This window comes from Pseudomonas sp. EZ-C24 (assembly GCF_014525325.1).
GTDB lineage: Bacteria > Pseudomonadota > Gammaproteobacteria > Pseudomonadales > Pseudomonadaceae > Aquipseudomonas > Aquipseudomonas shirazensis.
Genome location: NZ_JACDIU010000030.1, coordinates 27,119 through 54,061, shown reverse-complemented (window position 1 = coordinate 54,061; position 26,943 = coordinate 27,119). Strand labels below are relative to the sequence as shown.

Genomic DNA, 26,943 nt, shown 5'->3' with positions numbered 1-26,943 from the left:
GATTATAGCTAGGGTTTTGAATGGGTGCCATCCGAAAGATCCGATAGTGCTAAACGCAGGAAGCCTGCAGCGAATTCTTCCGGCGGCAGCGGCAAGCTGACGATGTAGCCCTGGATCTGCTCACAGCCCTCAGCGGTGAGGAAATGCTGCTGCGCCTGGTTCTCTACCCCTTCGGCAATGATGGTCAGCTGCATGCTCCGGCCGAGGGCGATGATCGCGCGAGTGATCGCAGCGTCGTGCGGGTCGTCGGGCAGGCCGCGGATGAACGACTGGTCGATCTTGAGGATGTCCAGCGGCAGGCGCTTGAGGTAGCTCAGGGATGAATAGCCGGTGCCGAAGTCGTCGATCGCCAGTTGCACGCCGAGCTGCTTGAGCTGATGGAGCACGCTGAGCGCTTCTTCGGCCTGGCTCATGATGAAGTTTTCGGTGATCTCCAGCTGCAGGTCGCCGGCCTTGAGCTGGTAGGTCTTGAGCAGTTGCTCGATGCGCTTGGCCAGGTGGGGCTGGCGCATCTGCGCGCCGGCGAGGTTGATCGACAGCGGGCCGAACGGCTGATAGCGCTTTTGCCACTGGTGCATCTGCCGGCAGGCTTGTTCCAGTACCCAGTCGCCAAGCTGGAGGATGGTGCCGTTCTCTTCAGCGAGGTGGATGAAATGCTCTGGGGAAACGTCGCCGAAGGTTGGGTGGTTCCAGCGGATCAGGGCTTCGGCGCCGACCAGGTTTTGTGTCTTGAGGCTGAGCTTGGGCTGGTAGCACAGGCTCAGCTCGTTGCGATCGATGGCGCGGCGCAGTTCGTTTTCCAGGGCCACGCGCACGCTGGCCTGGGCCGTGAGGTCACGGGTGTAGGCTTCGACCCGGTTGCGGCCTTTGGCCTTGGAGCGGTACATCGCAGCGTCGGCGTTGCGGATCAGGCTGGCGACGTCGCTGCCGTCTTGTGGGTAGAGGCTGATGCCGATACTGGCGCTGGTGAAGAACTCGTGTTCGCCGGCCTGGAACGGCGCGCTGAAGCAGGCCAGCAGTTTGTTGGCGATGGCACTGGCGTCACTTGGCTTATGCAGACCAGGCAGCAGAATGATGAATTCGTCACCGCCCAGGCGGGCCACGGTGTCGACGTCGCGCACCTGTTCCTTGAGGCGCTGGGCAATGCCCTTGAGCAGCAGGTCACCAACCGGGTGGCCGAGGCTGTCGTTGATGTGCTTGAAGCGATCGAGGTCGAGGAACAGCACCGCGCCCTGGCGGTTGGACACCTGCGAGCACTGCAGCGCGGCATGCAGGCGGTTTTCGAACAGGGCGCGGTTGGGCAGGCCGGTCAGTGGGTCGTGATGCGCCTGGTAATCCAGTTTGGCCTGGGCGTGCTTGAGGCTGGAGATGTCGGCAAACACCGCCACGAAGTGAGTGATCTCGCGCTCGCTGTTACGCACCGCGCTGATGGTCAGCCAACTCGGGTACAGGTCGCTGTTCTTGCGCTTGTTGAAGATCTCGCCTTGCCAGTGGCCTTCGGCAGTCAGCTGGTGCCACATGGCAACGTAGAAGGCGCTGTCATGCTGGCCAGAGGCGAGCAGGCGCGGGGTCTGACCGAGGGCTTCGATCTCGCTGTAACCGGTGATCTCGCTGAATGCCCGGTTGACCGCAGTGATGCGCTGATCGGTGTCGGTGATCAACACACCTTCGGCAGTGTTTTCAAACACAGTGGCGGCCAGTTGCAGTTTTTCCTGCATGAGATGGCGTTCGGTGATGTCGCGGGCGATAGTCAGCATGCAGTCGGCGCCGGCAATCGGCAGCGGTCTGGCGGACAGCTCACAGAGGCGAATCTGACCATCGCTGCGGCGAATGTGGCAGCTGAAATCACGCACGAAGCCGTCTTTCTTGAGTTTGCTCAGCAGCAGCTTGCGTTCGTTGAGGTCGACCCAGATGCCCAGGTCCAGCGAGGTTTGGTCAAGGCGCGGGTCAAGGTTGTAGCCGGTCAGGCGGCAGAAGCCTTCGTTGACCTCGAGCAGGAGGCCGTCGCTCTGCCTGGACAGCAGCAAGCCGTCGGGCGAGGCGTGGAAGGCCTTGGCGAATTTCTCTTCGGAGATCTGCAGGCGCTGCTGGGTTTCCTTCAGCTGGCTGATGTCGCGTACGGCCACGACCAGCGCCGGGGTGCCGTCGAGGTCGAAGGTCTCCGCCGAGGTGAGGCCGGTGAACAACTCGCCGTTGCTGCGCCGGAAGCTCATCTCGAGATTGCGAATACCGCCCAGGTGCAAGCGTTCCAGTACGCTCGGGCCGCTGCCGCTGACGCCCCACAGACCAAGCTCGGTAGCGGTGCGGCCGATTACCTGATTGGGGCCGAGGCCGATCTGCTCCTCGAATGCTTCGTTGACCTCAAGCAGGCAGCCATCGCTGTGCCGAGCAATCAGGAGGATATCCGGGCATTGCTGGAACACCGAAGCAAACTTCTGCTCGGACAGACGCAAGGCGTGCTCGGTACGCTTGGTCTCGCTGATATCGATCATCAGGCCGCGCATCACCGAGCGCTGGCCCTGCTCGATCATGCTGACGATATCGCGCACCCACAGCGTATGGCCATCGGCGCGGATCACGCGGTAGTCGAGGCTGTGATCGCGGCCGGCGGCAGTTTCGCTGTCGCAGTAAGCCTTGGCCCAGAGCGCGTCCTCGGGATGCACGATGCTGCTCCAGAAACCGGGTCTGAGCCAGTCTCCCAGGCTGTAACCGAGCAGGTCTTCGGCGTGGGGCGAGACGTAGCTGTAGGTGAAATCGTTGGCGTCGGCTTCCCATGCGACCGCCGACAGGCTTTCGACCAGGCTGCGGTAATGGTATTCGCTGCTGCGCAGTTCCTGTTCAAGCGCTATGCGCCGGGATATTTCCGAGCTGAGCCGGCGATTGATGCGGATGACGGCAGCGAGAACCAGCATCAGCAGAACAACTGTCGGCAGGCCATAGAGCAGCATGTCGTGCCAGAAGCTGCGCTGATCGACGACGTTGCCGACCCAGCGCTGCTGGATGTCATTGACTTCATCGCTGCTCATATCGGCGATGACTTTGTCGAGGATGGCCACCAGTTGCTTGTTGTCCCGGGGTACGCCCATTGCCAACTGGTAGCGGTAGGGTGTTTCGCCGCTGACGTAGAGGCCATCGAGCTTGAGCTCGCGCAGGCTCCAGATGCTTGAAGCAAGGTCACCGACCACGGCGTCCACTTCGTCGGTCGCCAAGGCTTGCAGGGCCGAGCTGACATTGGGCAGGGCAACCAGATTGAGGTCGGGGTGGTGGGTGCGCAGCAGTTCATGGGGCGCGTAGTTTTCCACCACCGCGATCTTCAGCCCGTACAGATCCTTGAGGGTGCGCGGTTGGCGACCGCCCTCATGGGCCAGAATAACGATCGGGAAGTCCAGGTATGGGCGGGTGAAGGACAGGTAGTTCTGCCGTTCCGGGGTCGACATCACGCCCGGCAGCAGATCGAGTTGATTGTTGCGGGCAAGCTCAAGCACCTCGCTCCAGGTTTTTGGCTCGGTCGGCTTGAGGGTGACGCCAAGACGTTCCTGGATCACATTGATGTAATCGGCGGCCAGTCCCTGGTAGAGGCCCTCCTGATCGCGAAACTCGAACGGGGGCCAGGATGCGTCCACGCCCAGGCGCAGCTGTGGATGGGCGCTGAGCCAGGCTTGCTCGTCTTCGGTCAGGGTCAGGGCGCCGGCCGTTGCGCTCCAGTAAAACAGGATCAGCAACAGTAGGGCCGGCATTTTCGGCATAGCAGCCTCTAGGCAGATAGTCTGAATTCGAGTGTAGCCGTGCATTGCTGCGGGGTGTGAGGGTAAGACGATTAACTTCGGCAGGAATTCAACAGCTGGCGGGATTGCCCCGACAACTGCGCGGTCAGTGCTGGCACTTTTTCGATGGCCAAGAAAAACCCCGGCCTGGGCCGGGGTTTGTCATCACTCGTCGAGGAAGGAGCGTAGATGCTCGCTTCTGGTCGGGTGGCGCAACTTGCGCAGCGCCTTGGCTTCAATCTGACGAATCCGCTCACGGGTTACGTCGAATTGTTTGCCGACCTCTTCAAGGGTGTGGTCGGTGTTCATGTCGATACCGAAACGCATGCGCAGCACTTTGGCTTCGCGTGCGGTCAGGCCGCCCAGAACATCACGAGTCGCTTCCTTGAGGCTCTCGACGGTAGCTACATCGATTGGCGACTGCATGGTCGAGTCTTCGATGAAGTCACCCAGGTGCGAATCTTCGTCATCACCAATCGGCGTCTCCATGGAGATTGGCTCTTTGGCGATTTTCAGCACCTTGCGGATCTTGTCCTCAGGCATCTCCATACGCTCGCCAAGCTCTTCCGGGGTCGGTTCGCGACCCATTTCCTGCAGCATCTGCCGGGAAATACGGTTGAGCTTGTTGATCGTCTCGATCATATGCACCGGAATACGGATGGTGCGTGCCTGGTCGGCGATCGAGCGGGTGATGGCCTGACGAATCCACCAGGTGGCGTACGTCGAGAACTTGTAACCACGACGGTATTCGAACTTGTCGACCGCCTTCATCAAGCCGATGTTGCCTTCCTGGATCAGATCGAGGAATTGCAGGCCACGGTTGGTGTACTTCTTGGCGATCGAAATCACCAGACGCAGGTTGGCCTCGACCATCTCTTTCTTGGCGCGACGGGCCTTGGCCTCGCCGATCGACATGCGACGGTTGATGTCCTTGATTTCGGCAACGGTCAGACCGGTTTCGTTTTCAAGGTCTACCAGCTTCTGCTGGCAGGCGACGATGGCATCGTTCTTTTCGCCCAGCGCTGCAGCCCACTTGGTGCTGCGCTTGGAGAGGTCACCGCTCCAGGTCTGGTCGACTTCGTTGCCCGGGAACAGGCGCAGGAAGTCGGCACGCGGCATGCGCGCATCACGTACGCACAGCTGCATGATTGCGCGTTCTTGCTGACGCAGACGGTCCAAGGCACCACGAACGCGCTCGACGAGCACCTCGAACTGCTTGGGCACCAGCTTGATCGGCATGAACAGCTCGGCCAGAACCTGCATCGCGCCAATGCTTTCGGCATGGCTGCGGCCGTGCTTCTTGAGCACTTTGAGGGTAATCGCGAGCTGATCGGACACGGCGCCGAAGCGCTGCTGGGCGAGAACTGGGTCGGGACCGCTTTCGGTCTCTTCCTCTTCCTCGCTGTCGTCTTTCTCTTCGTCCTCTTCCTCGTCGTCCTTGGCTGCAGCGGCGTTTTTGGCGCCTAGCTGCGGGGCTTCTTCGGACGGCGTGGCGATATTGTCATCAGGGTCGATGTAACCGCTGAATACGTCGGACAGGCGACCACCTTCGGTGGTGACGCGGGTGTATTCGCCGAGGATGTAGTCGACAGTACCCGGGAAATGGGAGATAGCCCCCATGACCTCACGAATGCCTTCCTCGATCCGCTTGGCGATTTCGATCTCGCCTTCGCGGGTCAGCAGCTCGACAGTACCCATTTCGCGCATGTACATGCGCACCGGGTCGGTCGTGCGGCCGATATCGGTCTCGACAGCAGCCAGTGCTGCGGCGGCTTCTTCGGCTGCGGCCTCATCAGTGTCGGCTTCCGCCAACAACAGGGCATCCGCATCCGGAGCAGTCTCGAATACGTTGATCCCCATGTCGTTGATCATGCGGATGATGTCTTCCACCTGCTCTGGATCTGAAATATCCTCAGGCAGATGGTCGTTGACCTCCGCGTAAGTCAGGTAGCCCTGCTCACGACCGCGGGTGATCAACTCTTTGATACGAGATTGCTGTTGCGCTTTTCCGGACATAACACCCTATCCACTGAAGGTCTTGGCGGGCAAAAAAACAAGCCGAGGATTATACCCGAATAAGGGCCTCACGCGCCAGATGAGGTCGGGTTTTGTGCAGGAACTTTGCGGCTCAGCAGGGCCAAAAGCTGAGATTTTTCCTCTGGACTCAAGTCACTTTGACGCGCTTTGCGCATCAGATGTTCCAGGCTGCGCTCGCGTTGGCGGGCGGATAAGCTAGTAATGGTGTCGAAAAACTGTTGTTCAAGGTTATCGGCATCGATCAGCCATTCCTTTTCTGCTAAGGCGCGCAATAAACGCCCCTGGTCAGTGCCGTGCCAGCGTGCAATCAGTTGCATTGAGCTTAGCTTAGGATTCTTCTGTGCAGCTTCGATCAGCGAAATCAGCAGCTGGTTGTACACATGCTCTTCATCGGCGAAATGGCTGGCGTCTTCGACCTTGCCAGCCAGCAGCGGGTAATGCAGCAGGGTGCGCAAGGCCGACAGCGTTGGTGGTTCGACCGGCGCCGGCACCCGTGGCGGCGCCTCGCGCTGGCCATCCCGTTGCCAGGGTTTGCCGCCTTTCTTGTCCCAGGGTTTTTTCTCCCACTGCTTTTTGCCGGCACCTTTGTTCGGCGTCCATGGCCGCTGCTCTTGCTGCGCGCCGTAGTCGGGCTGGTGCGCGTCGGCATAGTCGGGGGTGTAGCTGGCCATGGCGTCGTAGTCGAAGCCTGGGTCGTAATCGGGCACGCTGGCCGCTGGCGCGTTCTGCGTCAGTTGCTCGACCTGCTGAGTATCCAGCCCGGTGATTTCCTTGAGCCGGTTGCGCATCAATTGGCGCAGGTTGGCGCCGGGGACTTTTTCGATCAGCGGTGCAGCCAGGGTCGCCATGTGCGCCTTGCCTTCCAGTGAGCGAGGATCGGCTTCGTTGCTCAATTGCTCGAAAAAGTAATCCGCCAGCGGTTGTGCGTGCTGAATGATGCGCGCGCGGAACGCGTCGGTGCCTTCGGCACGGACCAGGCTGTCCGGGTCTTCGCCTTCGGGCAGGAACAGAAAGCGTGCGCGGCGACCGTCCTGCAGGCTCGACAGCGTCGACTCCAGTGCACGCCAGGCTGCCTTGCGACCGGCCTGATCGCCGTCAAAGCAGAACAGCACGCTGGGCACTACCCGGAACAGGCGCTTGAGGTGCTCTTCGCTGGTGGCAGTGCCGAGGGTCGCTACGGCATTGCGCAGGCCTTGCTGAGCCAGGGCGATGACATCCATGTAGCCTTCGACGACGATGATTTCGTCGAGGCTGCGGTTGTGCTTGCGCGCTTCATACAGGCCGTACAGCTCCTGGCCTTTGTGAAATACCGGGGTCTCCGGCGAGTTCAGGTACTTGGGCTTGTCGTCACCCAGCACGCGGCCGCCAAAGGCGATGATCCGGCCACGGCTGTCGCGGATCGGGAACATCACCCGGTCGCGGAAGCGGTCGTAGCGCTTGCCACTTTCGGCATTCTCGATCAGCAGGCCGGCATCGATCATGACCTTTTGCTGCAGGCTGTCGGCACCCAGGTGCTTCATCAGGTTGTCCCAGCCGGGCGGGGCGAAGCCCAGGCTGAAATCACGGGCGATTTCGCCGGACAGGCCACGACCCTTTAGGTAATCAACGGCCGCCTTGCGCGTCTGATGGCTGCGCAGCGCCTGGCGGTAGTATTCGGCGGCAGCTTCCAGCAAAGGGTACAGCGGCGAGTCGGTCGGTTGACGTGGCTTGTTGCCACGCCGGCCTTCTTCGCGCGGGACTTCCATGCCGGCACTGCGGGCGAGGTCTTCGACGGCCTGGGGGAAGTCCAGGTTGTCGTGGTCCATGACGAAGCCGAGCGCGTTACCGCCGGCGCCGCAACCGAAGCAGTAATAGAACTGCTTGTCGGGGCTGACCGTGAACGACGGCGATTTTTCTTTGTGGAACGGGCAGCAGGCGGAGTAGTTCTTGCCGGTTTTTTTCAGCTGGACGCGCGAACTCACCACGTCGACTATGTCGGTGCGGTTAAGCAGGTCGTCAATGAAGCTCTGGGGAATCAGCCCGGCCATGGCAGTCTCGTCATCGTGCAGTCGGCAAGTCTAATCGCTAACGCAAGGGTGCGGGAATGATGGGTGCGGTGCGATGCAGTGAGGGTCAAGCGAGGGGAGTGTGCGCGTCGCCAGCCACAAGGGCTCGTCAGACAGGGACGGCACGCCTGGTCGCGAGGACCAGTTCTGACGTGTGTTACGGTTGCCGGCTGCTCTAGGTAGCTGGCGCCTCGGGCTCGCGCCTGAGGTTTGAAGCTGCTGCTGCCAACTGCCCGGGGTTAGCCGGGCAGGGCAGAAGCTTTGCGACGAACGTCTGTATTAGTACAGGCGAACGGCGCGGCGCTGTTCGCGCTGCACTTTCTTCGCGTGACGCTTGACTGCAGCAGCAGCCTTGCGCTTACGCTCGGAAGTTGGCTTTTCGTAAAACTCGCGGCTACGCACTTCAGCCAGTACACCGGCTTTTTCGCAGGAGCGCTTAAAACGACGCAGAGCTACGTCGAAGGGTTCGTTCTCTTTTACTTTGACGGCTGGCATCCAGGGCTACCTTCGTTCGTTACCGGGGTAGACGTGCTCCTGACAAAAATAAAGATGCGCTGGAGAACGTCGGTTTTCAAGGGTTGCGGATGTTAACGCTAAGCTGACCGGAATGCAAAGCCTCTGATCGAAAACCGCTGGTCGGCACTGGGCACGGGGACTATCATGCGCGCCTTCGAATTCAGCCTAAACAAGGCACAGACCCATGCTAGTACTGGGATTGGAAACATCCTGCGATGAAACCGGCGTCGCATTATACGACAGTGAACGCGGTTTGCTCGCTGATGCACTGTTCAGTCAAATCGACCTGCACCGCGCCTACGGCGGCGTTGTGCCCGAGCTCGCCTCGCGCGATCACGTCAAGCGCATGCTGCCGTTGATCCGCGAAGTACTGGCGGATGCCGGCGCAGTGGCCAGCGATATCGACGCAATCGCCTACACCGCAGGCCCGGGCCTGGTCGGCGCGCTGCTGGTGGGCGCCTCCTGCGCGCAGTCGATGGCATTTGCCTGGGATATCCCGGCAATCGGCGTGCATCACATGGAGGGTCACCTGCTCGCGCCGATGCTCGAAGAGCAGCCGCCGCAATTCCCGTTCGTCGCTTTGTTGGTGTCCGGCGGCCATACGCAGCTGGTTCGGGTCGATGGCATCGGCCAGTACCAGTTGCTCGGCGAGAGCCTGGACGATGCCGCCGGCGAGGCCTTCGACAAGACTGCCAAGCTGATCGGCCTGAATTACCCCGGCGGCCCGGAAATTGCCCGCCTGGCCGAGCAGGGTGTGCCGGGGCGCTTCACGTTCCCGCGGCCGATGACCGACCGCCCTGGGCTGGAATTCAGCTTCAGTGGCCTCAAGACCTCAGCGCTGAACACCTGGAACAAGTGCCGTGATGCCGGTGACGACACCGAGCAAACCCGTTGCGACGTGTCGCTGGCGTTCCAGCAGGCGGTAGTCGACACTCTGACTATCAAGTGCAAGCGCGCCCTGCAGCAGACCGGCCTCAAGCGCCTGGTGATTGCCGGCGGGGTCAGTGCCAATACCGCGTTGCGCGCATCGCTGGAAGGCATGCTGGCAACGATCAAGGGCAATGTTTACTACGCGCGTCCGCGCTTTTGCACTGACAACGGCGCGATGATCGCCTATGCCGGTTGTCAGCGTTTGCTGGCCGGGCAGCAGCAGGATCTGGCGATCAGCGTGCAGGCGCGCTGGCCGATGGAGCAGTTGCCGCCGATCTGATCGGTTTTTTTAAGGGGTGGGGCGGCGTCAGAAATGCCGTTCGCGGCCAGCGAACAGGTCGCGCAGGTTGCGCCGATGGCGCCAGACGATGAGTAACGTCAGCACACTCATCGGCAGCAGCGCCGCCGGCTCGCGCCAGGCCAGCAATGGCAGGGTCAGCGGAGTGGCGATCAATGCGGCGAGCGAGCTGGTGCGGGTCAGGTAGAAGGTCATCAGCCAGGCCGTGATAGCCAGCAAGGCAGCTGGAATGTACAGGGCCAGGAGCACGCCGGCGGCAGTGGCTACGCCCTTGCCGCCACGGAAGCGAAAGTACACCGGGAACAGGTGGCCGATGACCGCGCACAGGCCGATCCAGGCTTGCTGTTGCAGGCCCAGCCCGGCTTGCTCGGCCAGCAGCACGGGCACGATGCCCTTGCACAGGTCGCCCAGCAGGGTCAGGATCGCCATCTTGCGCCCAGCCAGGCGCAGCATGTTGGTCGCCCCGGCATTGCCCGAACCGCTTGAGCGAGGGTCGGGGTTACCGCTGAGGCGGCTCAGAACAATGGCAAAGGACAGCGAGCCAAGCAGGTAGGCGAGCATCGCCAATAACCAAAACATGCTAACTATTCCGGGCGAGGACGCCTTGATTCTAACGGCGCCAGTCGCCCTTGTCGTGCTGTGGAGAGAAGTGCTTGGACAGAGTGTTCATCGAAGGCCTGGAAGTCGATACGGTAATCGGCGCCTACGACTGGGAGCGGGAGATTCGCCAGTGCCTGCGCCTGGACCTGAGTCTGGCGTGGGACAACCGCCCTGCGGCCGCCACTGACGACCTCAACCTGGCCCTGTGCTACGCCACCATCACGGCGCGCATTCAGGCCTTTGCCGAACAGGCGCGGTTCGAACTGGTAGAAACCTTCGCCGAGCGCCTGGTCGCGCTGTTGATGGCCGAATTCAATATCCCCTGGATACGCCTGAAACTGACCAAGCCGGGCGCGGTGCCGGCGGCCCGTGGTGGTGTTGGCGTGGAGATCGAGCGCGGATGTCTCTGAGCACGGTATATCTGGGGCTGGGCAGCAATGTTGAGCGCGAGCGGCACTTGTGTGCGGGGCTCGACGCGCTGGCCAGCTTTCTCGGCGACATGCGTTGCTCGGCAGTATTCGAAAGCCAGGCGGTGGGGATCAAGAGTGGTCCGTTCTACAACCTGGTGGTGACCGGGCAAACCGACCTGCCGCTGCTCGAGCTGGACCGTCGGCTGAAGTTGATCGAGGCGGAAAACGGCCGCTACGCGCCTGAGCGCAAGGGCTTGCCGCTGGATATCGATGTGCTGATGTATGACGATCTGCACGGTAGCTTCGATGGCCTGGAATTGCCGCGGGCGGAGATTCTGAAAAACGCCTTTGTGCTGCTGCCGTTGTCGCAGATCGCGCCGCAGCTGGTCCATCCCAGTGAGGGCAAGCGCATGGCCCAGCTGTGGCAGGATGCCAACATCGATCAGATATTGGCACCCGTGCCGTTTGAATGGCGCGGCTTGCAGTTGACCCGGACCTGAGCCCCAGTCACAGCGGCATTCAGCGCTGGGTATAGGCTTCCAGTGCCGACAATCGCTGGGCTTTGACCGCCTCGCCCAGCGCTTGCCCGGTCAGGCCTTGCTGGACCAGATCTTTCACTTCTACGGCTTTCGCGGCTGCAGCTGCTCCGCGCAGGTAGGCACTCTGCGAGCAGTCATGCAGCGAGTGTCCATGGGCAATCATCTCGCAGACTGCGATGAAGTCTTCCAGGCGCTGCGGACGGCGATAGACGTCGAACTTCTGCAAAATATTCAGCAACGTGCTGGCATCCAGCGCTGCTGCCTGCTGGTAGTGATGCTGCCATTCGCCTACCAGGCAGGCGAGTTCCTGACATTCACGAGGTGCCTTGAAACGCTGGCCGACGGCTTTGATGGCTGCACCCAGATCATGGGTCAGGCAGGCCCAGCGTACGTGCAGTGGCTGTTCATGGGCTGCGGCGTGGGCCAACACGGCCAAGGTGGCCTGGCCGCGTTCACCTGGCGTGGCAAACAGCGAATCCAGCTCGGGTAGCAGCTCTTTGAGCGCGCCGCAGGCCCGCAGCACTTCAATGAATACCTGTGGCTGATCTTCCATCAGGGCCCGTTCGATCTCCTTCCAGCTGCGTTCGGCAGTCAGCGCCTGCAGTTCACCGGACCCGGTGATCTGGCGCATCAGCTCAAGCGTCTGGGCGGCCACTGTGAAGCCCAAAGCGGCATAGCGCGCAGCGAAGCGCGCAACCCGCAGCACGCGCAGGGGATCTTCGGCGAACGCCGGAGATACATGGCGCAGGATGCGCTGTTCGAGGTCACTCTGGCCGTTGTAGGGATCGTATAGGTTGCCCTGCAGGTCTTCGGCCATGGCATTGATGGTCAGATCGCGGCGGATCAGGTCTTCTTCGAGCGTAACTTCGGGGCTGGCGTGAAAGGTAAAGCCGCCATAGCCGCGTCCGCTCTTGCGTTCGGTGCGCGCAAGTGCGTACTCCTCGCCGGTTTTCGGGTGGATGAAGACCGGGAAATCAGCACCGACCGGGCGATAGCCCAGCGCTTGCATCTGCTCGACCGTTGCACCCACCACCAGCCAGTCGACATCGCTTACCGGCAAGCCGAGCAGGCGGTCGCGCACGGCGCCGCCGACTTTGTAAATCTGCATGTAGAACCTCCATTGCTGGCGACAGGATACCCTGTCGACAGCAATGGCGGTGGCTGGGCTAGAGGTGGTGGATCACCGCCAGGTCCATCCGGCCGTAGTCGCCGGGGTCGCCGTGTTCGCCCCGTGGCGGCATGTGATGGGTCTTCATGATCTGGTCACCTTGCACGGTTTCCAGATGGATATCGAAGCCCCACAAACGGTGCAGGTGCTTGAGGACTTCTTCGGTGGAGTCGCCCAATGGTTTGCGGTTGTGCTGCTGGTGGCGCAGGGTCAGCGAGCGGTCGCCGCGGCGGTCGATGCTCCAGATCTGCACGTTCGGTTCGCGGTTGCCAAGGTTGTACTGCGATGCCAGTTGTTCGCGGATGGTGCGGTAGCCGTCTTCGTCGTGGATTGCAGGCACCAGCAGGTCATCACGCTGGTCGTCGTCAAGGATGCTGAACAGCTTCAGGTCGCGGATTACCTTGGGTGACAGGTACTGCAGAATGAAGCTCTCATCCTTGAAACTGCTCATGGCGAACTTGATGGTAGACAACCAATCGCTGCCGGCAATTTCAGGGAACCAGCGGCGATCTTCATCAGTTGGGTGTTCACACATACGCCGAATATCGACGTACATGGCAAAGCCCAGGGCGTAGGGGTTGATGCCACTGTAGTACGGGCTGTCGAAGCCGGGCTGGAACACCACGCTGGTGTGCGACTGCAAAAACTCCATCATGAAGCCTTCAGTAACCAGGCCTTCGTCGTAGAGGTCATTCATCAAGGTGTAATGCCAGAAGGTTGCCCAGCCTTCGTTCATCACCTGGGTCTGGCGCTGTGGATAGAAGTACTGGGCAATCTTGCGCACGATGCGCACCACTTCACGCTGCCAAGGCTCAAGCAATGGGGCGTGCTTCTCGATGAAATAGAGGATGTTCTCCTGCGGTTCGGCCGGGAAGCGCGCGTCGTCGCGGTCGTTGCCCTTGTCGGCGCCTTTGGGGATGGTCCGCCACAAGTCGTTGATCTGGCGTTGCAGGTGTTCTTCACGGTCCTTTTGCCGGCGGCGCTCTTCCTCGGCGGAAATCGGGTAGGGGCGTTTGTAGCGGTCCACGCCGTAATTCATCAAGGCGTGGCAGGAGTCGATCAGGTCCTCCACTGCGTCGATGCCATGGCGCTCTTCACACTGGGCGATGTACTGCTTGGCGAACACCAGGTAATCGATGATCGAGCTGGCATCGGTCCAGGTGCGGAACAGGTAGTTGCCCTTGAAGAAGCTGTTGTGGCCGTAGCAGGCGTGAGCAATCACCAGTGCCTGCATGCACATGGTGTTTTCTTCCATCAGGTAGGCGATGCACGGGTCGGAGTTGATCACGATCTCGTAAGCGAGGCCCATCTGCCCCCGGCTGTAGGACTTCTCGGTGCTGAGGAACTGCTTGCCGTAGGACCAGTGGTGGTAACCGAGCGGCATGCCGATCGAGGCATAGGCATCCATCATCTGCTCGGCAGTGATGACCTCGATCTGGTTGGGGTAAGTGTCCAGCGCGTAACGCTCGGCCAGCCGACCGATTTCGCGGTCGTAGGTCTGGATCAGGTCGAACGTCCACTCGGACCCGGTGGAAATCGGTTGGCGTCTCTGTGCTCTGGCGGTCATGTGGCTAACCTGCGCTGGAAGAGTTCACGGAAGACCGGATAGATATCACCGGCCGAGACCAACTGCTGCTGGGCAAAGGTATCCGGGAACGAATCGCCGATGCGCTCGTACTCGTACCACAGCGCCTGGTGCTCACGTGGGGTAATTTCAACGTAAGTGTAGTACTGCACATGCGGCATGATCTGCTTGGAGAGGATCTCGCGGCAGATCGGCGAATCGTCGTTCCAGTTGTCCCCGTCCGAAGCTTGCGCGGCGTAGATGTTCCAGTCGTTGGTCGGATAACGTTCGGCCATGATCTCCTGCATCAGTTTGAGCGCACTGGAGACGATGGTGCCGCCGGTTTCGCGCGAATAGAAGAACTCTTCTTCGTCGACTTCGCGGGCACTGGTGTGGTGACGTATGAACACTACGTCGATGCGGTCGTAGTTCCGCTTGAGAAACAGATACAACAGGATGAAGAAGCGCTTGGCGATGTCCTTGGTGGCCTGGGTCATCGAGCCGGACACGTCCATCAAGCAGAACATCACCGCCTTGGAGCTGGGACTGGGTTGCTTCACCAGCAGGTTGTACTTGAGGTCGAAGGTGTCGAGGAAGGGCAGGCGGTTGATCCGCGCGCTCAACCGCTGGATTTCGGCTTCGACTGCCTGGATATCGGTGAAATTGTCTGGTTCTTCGACTTTCAGTCGTGCCAGCTCCGCCTTGGCCTCACGCAACAGGGCGCGGCTGCTGCCGGTCAGGGCGATGCGCCGGGCATGGGCCGAGCGCAGGGTGCGGATGATGTTGATGCGTGCGGGGTTGCCTTCGTTGCTGATCCCGGCGCGGACGGTCTTGTAAGTCTCGGTGCCGGTCAGCTGGCGTTTGACCAGGTTGGGTAGCTCGAGGTCCTCGAACATGAACTCGAGAAACTCTTCCTGAGTGATCTGGAATACGAAGTCGTCCATGCCATCGCCGGAATTACCCGCTTTGCCACGTCCGCCGCCACCGCCGGCGCCGCCTTGCGGCCGCGCGATGTGTTCACCGGCGGTGAATTCCTTGTTGCCTGGATGGACCACAGTCTGCTTGCCGCCGCGGCCATGATGAAGCACCGGTTCGTCGATATCACGCCCGGGGATGCTGATCTGCTCGCCGTGCTCCATGTCCATGATGGAACGACGACTCACCGCCTCTTCGACGGCCTTCTTGATGTGGTCACGGTACCGGCGCAGAAAACGCTGGCGGTTGACCGTGCTCTTGTTCTTGCCGTTCAGGCGTCGGTCGATTACGTAGCTCATGGTCTCTCCGCTGACAACAGCTGCAGGCTTGACGCTGCACGAAACAGCCACCACCAGTACCGCAGGCTGTGGCGCAACGTCGAAACGGTGCGCTGCACAGCGTGCGATCTGGGCCGTCTAGCTAGCCGCTTACTGCGATTTCCTGACCCGCAGGTACCATTCCGAAAGCAGGCGCACCTGCTTGTCGGTGTAGCCACGCTCCACCATCCGGGTGACGAAGTCGTTGTGCTTCTGCTGGTCCTCTTTGCTGGCCTTGGCGTTGAAGCTGATGACCGGCAGCAGGTCCTCGGTGTTGGAGAACATTTTCTTCTCGATCACCACCCGCAGTTTTTCGTAGCTGAGCCAGGTTGGGTTCTTGCCGTTGTTGTTGGCGCGGGCACGCAACACGAAGTTGACGATCTCGTTGCGGAAGTCCTTCGGATTGCTGATGCCGGCCGGTTTCTCGATCTTCTCCAGCTCCTCGTTGAGGGCAATCCGGTTGAGGATTTCGCCGGTTTCCGGGTCGCGGTACTCCTGGTCCTGAATCCAGAAGTCTGCGTACAGCACATAACGGTCGAAGATGTTCTGGCCGTACTCGCTGTAGGACTCGAGGTAGGCGGTCTGGATTTCCTTGCCGATGAACTCGATATAGCGTGGTGCCAGGTACTCTTTGAGGAAGCGCAGATAGCGTTCACGCACCTCGGCCGGGAATTGCTCCTGCTCGATCTGCTGCTCCAGTACATACAGCAGGTGCACCGGGTTGGCCGCTACCTCGTGGGCGTCGAAGTTGAACACCTTGGACAGGATCTTGAACGCGAAGCGGGTCGACAGACCGTTCATGCCCTCGTCGACACCGGCCGAATCGCGGTACTCCTGGATCGACTTGGCTTTTGGATCGGTGTCCTTTAGGTTCTCGCCGTCGTAGACGCGCATCTTCGAGTAGATGTTGGAGTTTTCCGGCTCCTTGAGGCGCGACAGCACAGTGAACTGGGCCAGCATCTTCAAGGTATCGGGCGCGCAATGCGCCTTGGCCAGCGAGCTGTTGAACAGCAGCTTGTCGTAGATCTTGATCTCGTCACTGACGCGCAGGCAGTACGGCACCTTGACGATGTAGATCCGGTCGATGAACGCTTCGTTGTTCTTGTTGTTACGGAAGGTGTGCCACTCCGATTCGTTGGAGTGAGCCAGCAGAATCCCGGAGTAGGGGATCGCCCCCAAGCCTTCGGTACTGTTGTAGTTACCTTCCTGAGTAGCTGTCAGCAGTGGGTGCAGGACCTTGATCGGCGCCTTGAACATCTCGACGAATTCCATCAGGCCCTGGTTGGCCCGGCACAATGCGCCCGAGTAGCTGTAGGCGTCGGCGTCGTTCTGCGGGAATTCTTCGAGCTTGCGGATATCCACCTTGCCGACCAGTGCCGAGATGTCCTGGTTGTTTTCGTCACCGGGTTCGGTCTTGGCCACGGCGATCTGATTGAGGATCGACGGGTACAGCTTGACCACCTTGAACTGGCTGATGTCGCCCCCGAACTCAGCCAGCCGCTTGGTCGCCCAGGGCGACATGATGGTGTTCAGATAACGCCGTGGGATGCCGAAGTCTTCTTCGAGAATGGCGCCGTCTTCTGTCGCATTGAACAGACCCAGCGGCGACTCGAAGACCGGCGAGCCCTTGATCGCATAGAACGGTACTTTTTCGATCAGTTGCTTGAGCTTCTCGGCCAGCGACGACTTACCGCCACCTACCGGACCGAGCAAATAAAGGATCTGTTTCTTCTCTTCCAGACCCTGCGCAGCATGGCGGAAGTAGGAGACTATCTGATCGATGCACTCTTCCATGCCATGGAAGTCGGCAAAGGCCGGATAGCGCCGGATCACCTTGTTGGAGAAGATGCGCGACAGCCGTGAGTTGGTGGAGGTATCGATCACCTCCGGTTCACCGATGGCCAGCAACAGCCGTTCGGCCGCCGAGGCGTACGCGCTGCGGTCCTGCTTGCACAGCTCCAGGTATTCCTGCAGCGTCAATTCTTCCTGACGGGTTGACTCGAAACGTTGTTGGAAGTGGCTAAAAATACTCATGACGTCACCTCGCTCGATACGTGGAGCCGACGCCGGATCAATCAGTTGATGCTGGCAGCTGCCGGATTTCGCCGGCCGCTGTGTACCCCCCAGAACACCCTTGAAGCGCTACCGATGACCCGCACGCCGGTGTACCGGCTCTCCCCTTTTTGGATGGCCTGAGCTTAAGAGTAGTTGGTTCTGCGCAAGGGCAAGGGCGCTAGGCCGAGAAGTTTGCCGCGACCGTTCGTCAGGTCTGGCGCAGCCCGCACGGGGCGCGGGCTGCAGGCTAAGTGAAAATTTATTCGGCGGAGCTGGTAGCGGTCTCGGCGGGGTAGGTATTGCGCCACAGTTCAAAGCCGCCATCGAGGCTGTAGACGTCGGAGAAACCCTGGCCAATCAGGTACGCGGCAGCGCTCTGGCTGGAGTTGCCGTGGTAGCAGACAACGACGGTGGGTTTGTCCAGATCGGCGGCGCGGATGAAGTCGCTGATCGAGTGGTTATCCAGGTGCTGAGCGCCATCGATGTGGCCAGCGGCGTAGGCCTGCGGGTCACGGATGTCGACCACGACTGCACCTTGCTCGCGCAGGGCCTGAGCCTGCTCGGGAGGGATGCGCTTGAATTCGCTCATGGCGAGGTTCCTTCTGGGCTGATCGTTGAGTTTAGCTGACTGACCGGCGGGCGCGGGGTCCCGTCGTCGGCGCAGTCACAGCGGTGCATTTCGCCACTGTCGACGTTGTACAGGGTCATCGCGCCGCCCCACACGCAGCCGGTGTCCAGCGCCACTACGCCAGGGGCGTCGGCTTGCCCTTCGAGGGCGGCCCAGTGGCCGAAGATGATCTGCACATGCCGGGAGCGGCGGTCTTTGTGCGCGAACCAGGGCTTATAGCCCTTGGGTGCAGTGTCCAGGCCTTCTTTGCTTTTCAGGTCTAGTTTGCCTGCGGCGGTGCAGAAGCGCATGCGGGTGAAGTAGTTGGTGATCACACGCAGGCGATCGACCCCGCTGAGGTCCTTGCTCCACTTGTTCGGCTCGTTGCCGTACATGCCGTCCAGATAGAGTTTGAGTCGGGTGTCGTCGCGCAGTACCTGCTCTACCTCGGCAGCCAGTTCAAGGGCTTTGCCTAGGGTCCATTGAGGTGGGATACCGGCATGCACCAGGGCAACGCCGCGCTGCTCGTCGTAATGCAGCAGTTTTTGCCGGCGTAGCCAGTCGAGCAACTGATCGGCATCTGGCGCCTCGAGAATCTCGCGCAGGGTGTCGCTTTTTTTCAGGCGCTCGACATTGTGCCAGGCCGCCAGCAGGTGCAGGTCGTGGTTGCCCAGCACGCACACCAGCGAGTCGCGCATGGCGTACAGGTAACGCAGTGTTTCCAGCGATTCGGGGCCGCGGTTGACCAGGTCACCGACCAGCCACAAGCGGTCGACAGCTGGATTGAAGCGCACGCGCTCGAGCAGGCACTTGAGCGGCTGCAGGCAGCCTTGCAGATCACCGACGGCGTACACAGCCATCAGTGCAGCGACCCAGGTACAGCCAGGCGGAAGGGGGCAATGGTGGCATCGAAGCGCTTACCGTCTTCGGCGAACATCTGATAGCTGCCCTGCATGGCACCGACGTGGGTGCTGATCACCGCTCCGCTGCTGTAGGTGTGGCTCTGCCCAGGCGCGATCAGCGGTTGCTGGCCCACCACACCAGCCCCGCGCACTTCTTCGACTTCGCCATTGCCATTGGTGATCAGCCAGTGCCGTGACATCAGCTTGGCTGCGACCGTGCCACTGTTCTGCACGGTAATGGTGTAGGCGAACGCAAAGCGCTCGTTGTCGGGGTCGGACTGTTCTTTGAGGTAGCGGGTGACGACGCTAACGTCGATCAGGTATCGAGGGTCGGACATGCAATGGCCTTGAGCAAACACGCGATTACGGCAGTGCATGCAGTCTAGGCTATCGGCGGGGCGGGAGGCCAGTCGTGTCGCAGCGGAGGTGCTTCAGGGGGGGAGCGGCCTGGGCGCAAATGGCTGCACCCAGGCCAGGCCGGTATCGTTGTTACGCGGCGCTCTGTTCGGCCAGCTTGTCAGCCAGACGCACGAACGCAGCCAGGTCGAGCTGCTCGGGGCGCAGGCTGCCATCGACGCCGGCGGCTTCGATCTGTTCATTGCTGAGCAAGGCCTTGAGCGTGTTGCGCAGGGTCTTGCGGCGCTGGTTGAAGGCTTCGCGCACGACGCGCTCGAGCAGCAGGTGATCCTTGGCCGGGTGCGGCAGGACTTCATGCGGGACCAGGCGCACGATCGCCGAGTCGACCTTCGGCGGCGGGTTGAACGCGCCAGGGCCGACGTTGAACAGGTGTTCGACCCGGCAGTGGTACTGCACCATGATCGACAGCCGGCCCCAATCGCCGCCGCCAGGCCCTGCGGCCATGCGCTCGACTACTTCCTTTTGCAGCATAAAGTGCATGTCGCGGATCAGCCCGGCGTGGCTGAGCAGGTGGAAGATCAGCGGCGTAGAGATGTTGTACGGCAGGTTGCCGACTACTTTCAGGCTGCCGGCAGGAACACCTAGCTGGTTGAAGTCGAACTTCAGCGCATCGCCTTGATGCAGGCGGAAATTGTCGTTGCCGGCGAACTTGTGTTGCAGGATCGGCACCAGGTCCTTGTCCAGCTCGACGACGTCCAGTTGCGCGCCGCTGCTCAGCAGGCCTTCGGTGAGGGCGCCCTGGCCTGGGCCGATTTCCAGCAGGTGCTCGCCGGGCTTGGCATGGATGGCACGCAGGATGCGGTGGATTACGCCGGCGTCATGCAGGAAGTTCTGGCCGAAGCGCTTGCGCGCGCGGTGTTGGTATTGCTCGTTCATGTGCGGTTCTCGGCCATCTGATAGGCGGTGTGTAGCGCGACGCGCAGGCTGCCGGTGTCGACCTGGCCGCTGCCGGCGAGGTCCAGGGCGGTGCCGTGATCGACCGAGGTGCGGATGATCGGCAAGCCCAGGGTGACGTTGACCGCTGCGCCAAAGCCCTTGTACTTGAGTACAGGCAGGCCTTGGTCGTGGTACATCGCCAGCACCGCGTCGCAGTGCTGCAGATATTTTGGGGTAAACAGGGTATCGGCCGGCAGCGGGCCGCGCAGGTCCATGCCTTCGTTGCGCAGGCGCTGCAGTGCAGGCTCGATGATGTCGATTTCTTCGCGGCCCAGGTGGCCGCCTTCGCCGGCATGCGGGTTGAGCCCGCAGACCAGGATGCGCGGGTTGGCGATGCCAAACTTGTCGCGCAGGTCGGCATGCAGGATGCGCGTGACCCGCTCGAGGCGTTCAGCGGTGATTGCGTCGGCAATCTCGCGCAGCGGCAGATGGGTGGTTACCAGGGCAACGCGCAGGTCGCCGGTGGCGAGCATCATCACCACTTGTGCGGTGTGAGTCAGTTCGGCGAGAAACTCGGTATGTCCGGAAAATGGGATACCGCTCTCGTTGATCACGCCCTTGTGCACCGGCGCGGTGATCATCCCGGCAAAGCTGCCATCGAGGCAGCCGTTGCCCGCGCGGGTCAGGGTCTGCAGCACGAATGCGGCGTTGGCCTGATCGAGCTGGCCGGCCACAGCCGCTGTCGCCAGCGGTGTATCCCAGACATACAGGCTGCCGGCCGGTGCTGGTTGCTCGGGCCAGTTGCCCGGCGCTACTGCCAGCAGGTCGACAGCCAGCCCCAGCTGGGTGGCCCGCTCGGCGAGCAGGTCACGGCTGGTGATGGCAATCAGGGGGTGGGGCTGGGCTTCGCTGGCGAGCAGCAGGCACAGGTCGGGACCTATGCCGGCCGGCTCGCCGGGAGTAACGGCGAAGCGCAGGGGCTTCACTGGGCGGCCTGGTCGGCGCCAGGCAGCTTGATCTCAACGTAGGCTTCGTCGCGGATCTGGCGCAGCCAGGTTTGCAGCTCTTCGTCGTATTTACGGTTGCGCAGCACGCTCAGGGCTTGCTGTTCACGGGCCTGGTCGGTGCTGTCAGTGGCGCGGCGGCCCATGACTTCAAGCACATGCCAGCCGTACTGGGTACGGAACGGACGGGTCACTTCACCCTGTTGGGCGCGGGCCATTTCTTCGCGGAACTCAGGCACCAGGCTGTTCGGGTCGACCCAATTGAGGTCGCCGCCGTTGAGCGCCGAGCCCGGGTCTTCCGAGAAGCTCTTGGCCAGGGTGGCGAAGTCTTCACCGTTCTTGATCCGCTCGTAGAGCTTCTCGGCCAGTTGCTCGGTGGCCGCGTCGCTGCGGATCTCGCTTGGCTTGATCAGGATATGGCGCACGTGCACTTCATCACGCAGGACGTTTTCGCTGCCACCGCGCTTCTCTTCCATTTTCAGGATGAGGAAGCCGTTGGGGATGCGAATCGGCTGGGCGATCTCGCCGTTGCTGAGGCCGCTGAGCATCTTGGCGAACTCAGGTGGCAGTTGACCGGCTTTACGCCAGCCCATGTCGCCGCCTTCGAGGGCGTTTTCGCTGGCCGAACGGGCGATGGCCATCTGCGCGAAATCGGCGCCTTGCTTGAGCTGCTGGTAGACCTGGCCGGCTTGCTGAGCGGCCGCCTGGATCGCTGCCGAGTTGGCGCCTTCCGGGGTCGGGATGAGGATGTTGGAGAGGTGGAACTCTTCCGACAGCTGCATCTTGCCCTGGTCGGAGGCGAGGAAGTTTTTCACTTCCTGCTCGGACACCTGAATCCGCTCGGCAACCCGGCGCTGGCGCACGCGGCTGATGATCATCTCGCGCTTGACCTGCTCGCGAGCATCGTCGAACGACAGGCCGTCACGACGCAGCGCTGCCTGGAACTGCTCCAGCGACATGCCATTGCGCTGGGCAATGGTGCCGATGGCCTGGTTCAGCTCTTCGTCGGTAATGCGGATGCCCGAGCGTTCGCCAATCTGCAATTGCAGGTTTTCGACGATCAGGCGCTCCAGTACTTGCTGGTCCAGCGCGCCTTTTGGCGGCATGCCGCCGCCACGCTTGGCGATGGTCTGCTCGACCTCGCGTACACGTTGGTCCAGTTGGCTCTTCATGACCACGTCGTTGTCGACGATGGCCACCACGCTGTCCAGCGGTTGTGGCGCAGCATGCGCCACGCCGGTCAGCAGTGCGGCGCCCAGCATCAGCGGGCGCAGACGATCAATAAGCTTGGTCTTCACGAGTACGATAACCTTGAATGCCTTGGTCGAGGAAAGATTCGACCTTGTTGCCCACGACGCCACCGAGCCCTTTCAGGACGATTTGCAGGAAGATGCCGTGGTCGCCTTTTTCGTTCTGCGGAATTGCCTGGCTGAAGTCGTCGTAGTCGATCCAGTAACGGTTGATCAGACGCAGCTTCCAGCAGCAGTTGTCGTACTCGAACCCGCCCATGGCTTCCAGGGTGCGGTTCTGGTTGTAGTCATGCTGCCAGCGCGCAATGGCGTTCCATTGCGGCACGATCGGCCAGATCACCGAGAAGTCGTGCTGCTTGATCTTGTAGTAGTCCTTGACGTAGTTCGGCTGGCCTGGGGTGCCGTAGTCGCCGCCGCCCACTTGCCACAAGCCGGTCAGCGAGTCGTAGCGGACCAGGTCGTTGCGGTAGCGGTAGCCAGCGTTGATGATCTTGTTCGGATTATCTTCCGGCTGGTAGTGGAACATCGCGCTACCCGAACGAGGGCTGCGGGTGTCCGGATCCCAGTTGTAGTCGGCATTCAGGCGCCAGTCGCGGTTGAAGGCGAACATGTATTCGAATGCGTACGGCGAGACGTTCGACTGCGAGTCCTGACGGGTGCGCCAGTCGATGCCTGGCATCTGCACCTTGCGATCGGCGAAGTACAGGGCCTGGCCGACGCTGACGCGTTGACGCTCGAAGCCGTTTTCTTCGATCCAGCGGTTGGTCAAACCGAGCGACAGCTTGTTCTCGTCGCCGATGCGGTCCGAGCCGCCGAAGCGGTTGTCGCGGAACAGCGAGGCGTAGTTGAAGTAGCTCTCACCGGTGTCGAAGATCGGGATGTCTTTCTGATCTTCATACGGAACGTAGAGATAGAACAGACGCGGCTCGAGGGTCTGGCGATAGTCTTTGCCGAACCACTGGGTGTTGCGGTCGAAGTACAGGCCGCTGTCGACACTGAAGACCGGCACGTTGCGGTCCTGGCTGCTGGAGTATTCTCCGCGCAGTGCCAATTGAGCAGGATCACGAGCGGCTAGGTCTGCAATGTCACCTTTCCCTTCACCATCCAAGTCCAGGTCATAACGGGTGTAGACGTATTTGAGCTTCGGCTTCACGTAGCCATAGCTGGCCTCAACCGGCAGGCTGATCGCCGGTGCGAAGTTCAGGCGAGTGCCGTTGGCACGGGCCAGACCGAAGACGTTTTCATCAAGGCGTCGACCCGGAGTGCCACCGGCTGAAGTGTCAAGATTACCGTCCTTGTCGCGCACAGTGTCGTTCTTCAAATCACGATCGAAGCGTACAGCTTCGCTCTGATAGGTGAAGTCGAGACCGCCCGGGTGGTAAGGGAGCATGCCGTTAAGGGTCAGCTGCGGCAGCTTGTCGTACGGAGTGATGCGCGAAATTGTCGCCATCTCATACGCCTGCGCGTTCAGGCGCGCAACGTAGCTGTCTCCACGGTAGGTCAGTGCGCCTTGCTGGTTGACCACTTCCGAGGTCTCGACGCCGATCTGCTCCGACTCCAAGTCTTGGTAGTAGAACGGATCGCTGATCTTGGTGTAGTCGACCTCCGCCATCAGGCGATCATCGAGGCCACCGCGGTGCTGCCAGTTGATCATGTAGCGATCTTTCTGGTAGTCGGTCTGCTTCTCGCGATCGTTGCTTTCGTCGTTCAGGTAGGCGCCGCCGAACTGACCTTCGCTGGACTTGGTCAGGTAGCGGAATTCGCCTTCGACCATCATGCCGCGTTTGGCCATGTAGCGCGGGTACAACGTGGCGTCGTAGTTCGGCGCCAGGTTGAAGTAGTACGGCGTGACCAGCATGAAGCCGGTGTCGCTGCTGGAGCTGAACGACGGCGGCAGGAAGCCGGACTGGCGACGGTCATCGATCGGGAAATAGATGTACGGTGTGTAGAACACCGGGAAATCCTTGACCCGCAGGGTGACGTTGGTCGCAGTACCGAAGCCCGTGGCCGGGTTCAAGGTAATGTTGTTGCCCTTCAGCTGCCAGGCGTTGCTGTTCGGCTCACAGGTGGTATAGGTACCGTCCTTGAGGCGAATGATGGCGTTTTCGGCGCGTTTGGCGTACAGGGCGTTACCGCGAATGCGCGATTTGTGCATCACGTATTCGGCGTTGTCGACCTGGGCTTCACCGGTGTCGAGCTGGATCTGCCCGGCATCACCGACTACCAGCGCCCCGTTGTCACGGATCTTGACGTTGCCCTTGAGCTCGCCACGGTTTTCGGCCTGGTAAAGGTTGGCTTCATCAGCCTCGACCTGCATGCTGCCCTGGCGCATGACCACGTCACCGGCGAGGGTAGCGATCTGCTGCTCCTGCTGGTACTTGGAGACCTTGGCGTTGATGTAGGTCGGCGACTCGTCTTTGGGCGTGGTGTCATCCATGCCAGGGCGGGTCGGTTCGATGTAGGCACCGGCGCAGTACGGACCGGTCTCGGCCAGTTGGGCAGCCGTGAGCTTGTCGCGCGGGACCCAGTCGAGGTGACTGTAGTCTTCGCTGCGCGTTTTCAGGCCGCGGCCCTTGCTCTCGGTAACCAGCATTGGCGCGGGTTCGCCGTCGACGGTGGCTTGTTCAGCCTTACCTTCGCCGGTCGAACTGAGCGCCGCGCCATCATGCACAGGGCGTGGTGGCAGGCTGTTGGCTGGCGTCTTGGGCTTGCAGTCCCAACCACCGGAGGCGGACACTTGGCAGTCAAACTGCTCGGCTGCCACCACGTACGAGGTGGCCAGTGGTTGCAGTACCAGCAAACTGCCTGTTACCAGCAACGGAAACTTTCTACGAAACGTGGGGGATTTCAATGCCATCTTATTAGTCCGGGCTTCCTGCGTGCCATCTGCCCGCGTGTGGGGCCGCACGCCTCTCGATGGTCTGAAAAAGATGCTGGATAATAAAGCATGACCCGCTTGACGGCTAGGGCCGTCGGAGACCCTTGTAATGCCCGAACACGATCTTCGTCTAGAACTGCTCCAGGCCTGGCTCCAGGAACAACTGCTCAACCTGTTTCAACGCAACGCCTGGGGCGACGTGCCAGCAGGCACGCTGACCGCCGCCAGCAGTGACGCGAGCTTCCGCCGCTACTTCCGCTGGCAGGCCGGCGAGCGCAGTTTCGTGGTCATGGATGCGCCGCCGCCGCAGGAAAATTGCGCGCCGTTCGTTGCCATCGATCATTTGTTGGCCAGTGCCGGCGTGCACGTGCCGACCATTCATGCGCAAGACCTGGCGCGGGGCTTCCTCCTGCTGGGCGATCTGGGCCACCAGACATACCTCGACATCATTAACCCGGAAAACGCCGACGGCCTGTTCGCCGACGCCATCGACGCCCTGCTGGCCTTGCAGCGGCTGCCGTTGGACGCAGCGCTGCCGAGCTACGACGATGCCTTGCTGCGCCGCGAGCTTGAGCTGTTCCCTGAGTGGTATGTGGGCCGCGAGCTGGGCGTCAGCCTGAGTGCCGAGCAGCAGGCCAGCTGGCAGCGTGTCAGCCAGCTGTTGATCGACAGCGCGCTGGCCCAGCCAAAAGTGCTGGTGCACCGCGACTACATGCCGCGCAACCTGATGCACAGTGCGCCCAACCCTGGCGTGCTGGATTTTCAGGATGCGGTCTATGGCCCGGTTACCTATGACATCACCTGCCTGTTCAAGGACGCCTTCCTCAGTTGGCCGCAAGCGCGGGTTGAAGGCTGGTTGGGTGATTACTGGGAGAAGGCGCGGGTTGCCGGCATCCCGGTGCAGGCTGAGTTCGAGGCGTTCCACCGCGCCAGTGACCTGATGGGCGTGCAGCGCCACCTCAAGGTCATCGGTATTTTCGCGCGCATCTGCCACCGCGACGGCAAGCCGCGCTACCTCAGCGACGTACCACGCTTCTTTGCTTATATAGACGAAGTGATCGTGCGCCGACCGGAGCTGGCAGAACTGGGCAGCTTGATCGCACAACTGCAGGCGGGCCGATGAAGGCGATGATTCTGGCCGCAGGCAAGGGCGAGCGCATGCGCCCCCTGACCCTGCACACCCCGAAACCGCTGGTGCCGGTCGCCGGCCAGCCGTTGATCGAGTATCACCTGCGCGCGCTGGCGGCTGCCGGTGTGACCGAGGTGGTGATCAATCATGCCTGGCTCGGCCAGCAGATCGAAGACCACCTCGGCGATGGCAGCCAGTTCGGCCTGAGCATTCGCTACTCGGCCGAGGGCGAGCCATTGGAAACCGGCGGCGGTATCTTCAAGGCGCTGCCGCTGCTCGGTGATGCGCCGTTCATTCTGATCAACGGCGATATCTGGACCGATTTCGACTTCAGCCGTTTGCGCGCGCCGAGCAAGGCATTGGCGCATCTGGTGCTGGTGGATAACCCCGGGCACCACGGCCGTGGCGATTTCCGCCTGCAAGGTGAGCGGGTGATCGATGGCGACGATACTCCAGGCACGCTGACTTTCAGTGGGGTGTCGGTACTGGACCCAGCGTTGTTCACCGGTTGCCAGGCGGGCGCGTTCAAGCTTGCGCCGCTGCTGCGTACGGCGATGGCGCAGGGCCAGGTCAGCGGTGAGCACCATCAGGGCCATTGGGTCGATGTCGGTACGCTCGAGCGGCTCGCCGAAGTCGAGCGCCTGATCGGCGAGCGCGCCTGA

Annotated in this window: 21 protein-coding genes; 5 read left to right on the top strand and 16 right to left on the bottom strand. The window is 61.4% G+C overall.

The window, feature by feature from the left end; genetic code table 11:
* Positions 1-8 precede the first annotated feature (8 nt).
* The 4 genes from IDM28_RS20690 to rpsU all read right to left on the bottom strand — a co-directional run bounded on the left by IDM28_RS20690 (position 9) and on the right by rpsU (position 8,341).
* A complete protein-coding gene (locus IDM28_RS20690) occupies positions 9-3,746 on the bottom strand; it encodes a bifunctional diguanylate cyclase/phosphodiesterase (RefSeq protein ID WP_150572895.1) in 3,738 nt (1,245 codons plus the stop codon).
* A 183-nt stretch (positions 3,747-3,929) separates the two neighbouring features.
* Entirely contained in the window at positions 3,930-5,780 is a 1,851-nt protein-coding gene (gene rpoD, locus IDM28_RS20685; protein WP_101322402.1) for an RNA polymerase sigma factor RpoD, read from the bottom strand.
* Between the two features lie 68 nt (positions 5,781-5,848).
* Positions 5,849-7,828 carry a DNA primase gene (dnaG, locus tag IDM28_RS20680; protein WP_150571166.1) on the bottom strand — a complete coding sequence of 660 codons (1,980 nt, stop codon included), beginning with the start codon at positions 7,826-7,828 and terminating at the stop codon, positions 5,849-5,851.
* A 297-nt stretch (positions 7,829-8,125) separates the two neighbouring features.
* Complete coding sequence (gene rpsU, locus IDM28_RS20675; RefSeq protein ID WP_002551877.1) at positions 8,126-8,341, bottom strand: 30S ribosomal protein S21; 216 nt, start codon at positions 8,339-8,341, stop codon at positions 8,126-8,128.
* 205 nt (positions 8,342-8,546) lie between these two features.
* On the opposite strand from rpsU, the gene tsaD reads away from it, so the two are divergent.
* Positions 8,547-9,572, top strand: coding sequence for a tRNA (adenosine(37)-N6)-threonylcarbamoyltransferase complex transferase subunit TsaD (gene tsaD, locus IDM28_RS20670; protein ID WP_101322400.1), 1,026 nt, complete (start codon positions 8,547-8,549; stop codon positions 9,570-9,572).
* Between the two features lie 27 nt (positions 9,573-9,599).
* On the opposite strand, the gene plsY is transcribed toward tsaD, so the two are convergent.
* The gene (gene plsY / locus IDM28_RS20665) at positions 9,600-10,169 is read right to left on the bottom strand and encodes a glycerol-3-phosphate 1-O-acyltransferase PlsY (RefSeq protein WP_101322399.1); all 570 of its coding nucleotides are present in this window, start codon (positions 10,167-10,169) and stop codon (positions 9,600-9,602) included.
* A 74-nt stretch (positions 10,170-10,243) separates the two neighbouring features.
* Between plsY and folB the strand changes: the two genes are divergently transcribed.
* Together folB and folK are read left to right on the top strand one after the other, a co-directional pair.
* Positions 10,244-10,600, top strand: a complete 357-nt coding sequence (gene folB / locus IDM28_RS20660) for a dihydroneopterin aldolase (RefSeq protein ID WP_101322398.1) — start codon at positions 10,244-10,246, stop codon at positions 10,598-10,600.
* A complete protein-coding gene (gene folK / locus IDM28_RS20655; protein ID WP_188036782.1) occupies positions 10,591-11,100 on the top strand; it encodes a 2-amino-4-hydroxy-6-hydroxymethyldihydropteridine diphosphokinase in 510 nt (169 codons plus the stop codon). Before folB ends, folK begins: the two co-directional genes overlap by 10 nt.
* 19 nt (positions 11,101-11,119) lie before the next feature.
* Here the strand turns inward: folK and IDM28_RS20650 are convergent, their stop codons facing one another.
* The 11 genes from IDM28_RS20650 to IDM28_RS20600 all read right to left on the bottom strand — a co-directional run bounded on the left by IDM28_RS20650 (position 11,120) and on the right by IDM28_RS20600 (position 25,131).
* Entirely contained in the window at positions 11,120-12,247 is a 1,128-nt protein-coding gene (locus IDM28_RS20650) for a multifunctional CCA addition/repair protein (protein WP_188036781.1), read from the bottom strand.
* Between the two features lie 58 nt (positions 12,248-12,305).
* Positions 12,306-13,874 carry a SpoVR family protein gene (locus tag IDM28_RS20645; RefSeq protein WP_101322395.1) on the bottom strand — a complete coding sequence of 523 codons (1,569 nt, stop codon included), beginning with the start codon at positions 13,872-13,874 and terminating at the stop codon, positions 12,306-12,308.
* Positions 13,871-15,145: a YeaH/YhbH family protein gene (locus IDM28_RS20640; protein WP_101322394.1), complete on the bottom strand. Its 1,275-nt coding sequence runs from the start codon at positions 15,143-15,145 to the stop codon at positions 13,871-13,873. Before IDM28_RS20640 ends, IDM28_RS20645 begins: the two co-directional genes overlap by 4 nt.
* Positions 15,146-15,274: 129 nt before the next feature.
* Positions 15,275-17,197, bottom strand: coding sequence for a PrkA family serine protein kinase (locus tag IDM28_RS20635; RefSeq protein ID WP_101322393.1), 1,923 nt, complete (start codon positions 17,195-17,197; stop codon positions 15,275-15,277).
* Positions 17,198-17,477: 280 nt separating this feature from the next.
* The gene (glpE, locus tag IDM28_RS20630) at positions 17,478-17,807 is read right to left on the bottom strand and encodes a thiosulfate sulfurtransferase GlpE (protein WP_101322392.1); all 330 of its coding nucleotides are present in this window, start codon (positions 17,805-17,807) and stop codon (positions 17,478-17,480) included.
* On the bottom strand, positions 17,804-18,685 hold the full coding sequence (locus IDM28_RS20625; protein ID WP_103435195.1) for a symmetrical bis(5'-nucleosyl)-tetraphosphatase: 882 nt from the start codon (positions 18,683-18,685) through the stop codon (positions 17,804-17,806). The genes glpE and IDM28_RS20625 overlap by 4 nt, the downstream gene beginning before the upstream one ends.
* On the bottom strand, positions 18,685-19,065 hold the full coding sequence (apaG, locus tag IDM28_RS20620) for a Co2+/Mg2+ efflux protein ApaG (protein ID WP_101322390.1): 381 nt from the start codon (positions 19,063-19,065) through the stop codon (positions 18,685-18,687). Before apaG ends, IDM28_RS20625 begins: the two co-directional genes overlap by 1 nt.
* 151 nt (positions 19,066-19,216) lie before the next feature.
* Complete coding sequence (gene rsmA, locus IDM28_RS20615) at positions 19,217-20,020, bottom strand: 16S rRNA (adenine(1518)-N(6)/adenine(1519)-N(6))-dimethyltransferase RsmA (RefSeq protein WP_101322389.1); 804 nt, start codon at positions 20,018-20,020, stop codon at positions 19,217-19,219.
* Complete coding sequence (pdxA, locus tag IDM28_RS20610; protein ID WP_101322388.1) at positions 20,017-21,006, bottom strand: 4-hydroxythreonine-4-phosphate dehydrogenase PdxA; 990 nt, start codon at positions 21,004-21,006, stop codon at positions 20,017-20,019. Before pdxA ends, rsmA begins: the two co-directional genes overlap by 4 nt.
* Positions 21,003-22,322, bottom strand: coding sequence for a peptidylprolyl isomerase SurA (gene surA / locus IDM28_RS20605; RefSeq protein WP_101322387.1), 1,320 nt, complete (start codon positions 22,320-22,322; stop codon positions 21,003-21,005). The genes pdxA and surA overlap by 4 nt, the downstream gene beginning before the upstream one ends.
* A complete protein-coding gene (locus IDM28_RS20600; RefSeq protein ID WP_188036780.1) occupies positions 22,303-25,131 on the bottom strand; it encodes an LPS-assembly protein LptD in 2,829 nt (942 codons plus the stop codon). The genes surA and IDM28_RS20600 overlap by 20 nt, the downstream gene beginning before the upstream one ends.
* A gap of 130 nt (positions 25,132-25,261) precedes the next feature.
* Here IDM28_RS20600 and IDM28_RS20595 point away from each other — a divergent pair, with 130 nt between their 5' ends.
* Positions 25,262-26,275 carry an aminoglycoside phosphotransferase family protein gene (locus tag IDM28_RS20595; RefSeq protein WP_150571171.1) on the top strand — a complete coding sequence of 338 codons (1,014 nt, stop codon included), beginning with the start codon at positions 25,262-25,264 and terminating at the stop codon, positions 26,273-26,275.
* Positions 26,272-26,943, top strand: a complete 672-nt coding sequence (gene murU / locus IDM28_RS20590) for an N-acetylmuramate alpha-1-phosphate uridylyltransferase MurU (RefSeq protein ID WP_188036779.1) — start codon at positions 26,272-26,274, stop codon at positions 26,941-26,943. The genes IDM28_RS20595 and murU overlap by 4 nt, the downstream gene beginning before the upstream one ends.